General features: G+C 25.1%; 2 protein-coding genes. Both read left to right on the top strand.

Annotated features, from left to right (window positions below; genetic code table 11):
* Positions 1-419: GNAT family N-acetyltransferase (locus KA883_RS13260; protein ID WP_044435618.1), on the top strand; the 419-nt coding region annotated here is incomplete at its 5' end.
* Positions 420-1,859: a bifunctional aminoglycoside N-acetyltransferase AAC(6')-Ie/aminoglycoside O-phosphotransferase APH(2'')-Ia gene (locus KA883_RS13255; protein ID WP_001028144.1), complete on the top strand. Its 1,440-nt coding sequence runs from the start codon at positions 420-422 to the stop codon at positions 1,857-1,859.
* Positions 1,860-2,073 lie beyond the last annotated feature (214 nt).

Here is a 2,073-nt window from a genome sequence, read left to right as displayed (position 1 = left end):
ACAGGAGTCTGGACTTGACTGAGTTTATGGAAGAAGTTTTAATTGATGATAATATGGTTTTTGATATTGATAATTTAAAAGGATTTCTTAATGATACCAGTTCATTTGGGTTTATAGCTAAAGAAAATAATAAAATTATAGGATTTGCATATTGCTATACACTTTTAAGACCTGATGGAAAAACAATGTTTTATTTACACTCAATAGGAATGTTACCTAACTATCAAGACAAAGGTTATGGTTCAAAATTATTATCTTTTATTAAGGAATATTCTAAAGAGATTGGTTGTTCTGAAATGTTTTTAATAACTGATAAAGGTAATCCTAGAGCTTGCCATGTATATGAAAAATTAGGTGGTAAAAATGATTATAAAGATGAAATAGTATATGTATATGATTATGAAAAAGGTGATAAATAAATGAATATAGTTGAAAATGAAATATGTATAAGAACTTTAATAGATGATGATTTTCCTTTGATGTTAAAATGGTTAACTGATGAAAGAGTATTAGAATTTTATGGTGGTAGAGATAAAAAATATACATTAGAATCATTAAAAAAACATTATACAGAGCCTTGGGAAGATGAAGTTTTTAGAGTAATTATTGAATATAACAATGTTCCTATTGGATATGGACAAATATATAAAATGTATGATGAGTTATATACTGATTATCATTATCCAAAAACTGATGAGATAGTCTATGGTATGGATCAATTTATAGGAGAGCCAAATTATTGGAGTAAAGGAATTGGTACAAGATATATTAAATTGATTTTTGAATTTTTGAAAAAAGAAAGAAATGCTAATGCAGTTATTTTAGACCCTCATAAAAATAATCCAAGAGCAATAAGGGCATACCAAAAATCTGGTTTTAGAATTATTGAAGATTTGCCAGAACATGAATTACACGAGGGCAAAAAAGAAGATTGTTATTTAATGGAATATAGATATGATGATAATGCCACAAATGTTAAGGCAATGAAATATTTAATTGAGCATTACTTTGATAATTTCAAAGTAGATAGTATTGAAATAATCGGTAGTGGTTATGATAGTGTGGCATATTTAGTTAATAATGAATACATTTTTAAAACAAAATTTAGTACTAATAAGAAAAAAGGTTATGCAAAAGAAAAAGCAATATATAATTTTTTAAATACAAATTTAGAAACTAATGTAAAAATTCCTAATATTGAATATTCGTATATTAGTGATGAATTATCTATACTAGGTTATAAAGAAATTAAAGGAACTTTTTTAACACCAGAAATTTATTCTACTATGTCAGAAGAAGAACAAAATTTGTTAAAACGAGATATTGCCAGTTTTTTAAGACAAATGCACGGTTTAGATTATACAGATATTAGTGAATGTACTATTGATAATAAACAAAATGTATTAGAAGAGTATATATTGTTGCGTGAAACTATTTATAATGATTTAACTGATATAGAAAAAGATTATATAGAAAGTTTTATGGAAAGACTAAATGCAACAACAGTTTTTGAGGGTAAAAAGTGTTTATGCCATAATGATTTTAGTTGTAATCATCTATTGTTAGATGGCAATAATAGATTAACTGGAATAATTGATTTTGGAGATTCTGGAATTATAGATGAATATTGTGATTTTATATACTTACTTGAAGATAGTGAAGAAGAAATAGGAACAAATTTTGGAGAAGATATATTAAGAATGTATGGAAATATAGATATTGAGAAAGCAAAAGAATATCAAGATATAGTTGAAGAATATTATCCTATTGAAACTATTGTTTATGGAATTAAAAATATTAAACAGGAATTTATCGAAAATGGTAGAAAAGAAATTTATAAAAGGACTTATAAAGATTGATTATATAATATATGAAAAGCTATTATAAAAGACATTAGTATTAAATAGTTTAAAAAAATGAAAAATAATAAAGGAAGTGAGTCAAGTCCAGACTCCTGTGTAAAATGCTATACAATGTTTTTACCATTTCTACTTATCAAAAATGATGTATTTTCTTGAAGAATAAATCCATTCATCATGTAGGTCCATAAGAACGGCTCCAATTAAGCGAATG

The sequence above is a fragment of the Staphylococcus sp. GDY8P54P genome, assembly GCF_017892645.1.
In the GTDB taxonomy this organism is placed as follows: Bacteria; Bacillota; Bacilli; order Staphylococcales; family Staphylococcaceae; genus Staphylococcus; species Staphylococcus ureilyticus.
Note: the sequence above shows the minus strand (reverse complement) of the source record. Positions and strands in the feature narration are given on the sequence as shown.